We start from the raw sequence: 560 nt of genomic DNA on the forward strand, positions 1-560 counted from the left end.
GCGCTGTGCGCGGAGGAGATGGAGACGCTGGCGGGCGACCTGCTCACCGGCGACGTGGCCGACGCCGGGCCGGCCCGTGAGGCGCTTATGGGGGCGATCCTCCAGCTTCGGCGCTATCTCGAGCGTCTCACGGTCAGCGGTGCCGAGACCCGTTTCCCGCTGCTGTCGATCATCAACGAGCTGCGCGGTGCCCATGGCCGGACCGAGGTCACCGAGGCCATCCTGTTCACACCCGATTTCGGTGCGGTGGATGCCCGGGAGGACGGCCCGCCGCGGGACAGCGGGGACCGGCGCGTGGAGCTCGCACCAAGGGCCCGTGCGTTCTTCCAGCGCGGACTGATAGCGTGGCTGCGCGGTGATGCCGAGGACGGGTTGAAGCGCATGGCCCGTGCCCTGTCCGGCATGGACGAGGCGGCGCCCGACGCGCGTCGGGCGGCCCCGTGGTGGGTCGGGTGTGCCCTCATCGAGGCCCTGCGCACGGGCAGTGTGGACGGCAACGACGCTCAGGTCCGCGGCCTGCTGCCGCGCCTGGAGCGCGAACTCAAGCGCCTCGCCGATCT

At 72.1% G+C, this 560-nt stretch carries 1 protein-coding gene; it reads left to right on the top strand.

Annotated features, from left to right (window positions below; genetic code table 11):
* On the top strand, positions 1–560 hold a 560-nt coding region (locus tag G7A99_RS24165; RefSeq protein WP_163144618.1), incomplete at both ends, for a hypothetical protein.

The organism is Arhodomonas sp. KWT (genome assembly GCF_010993615.1).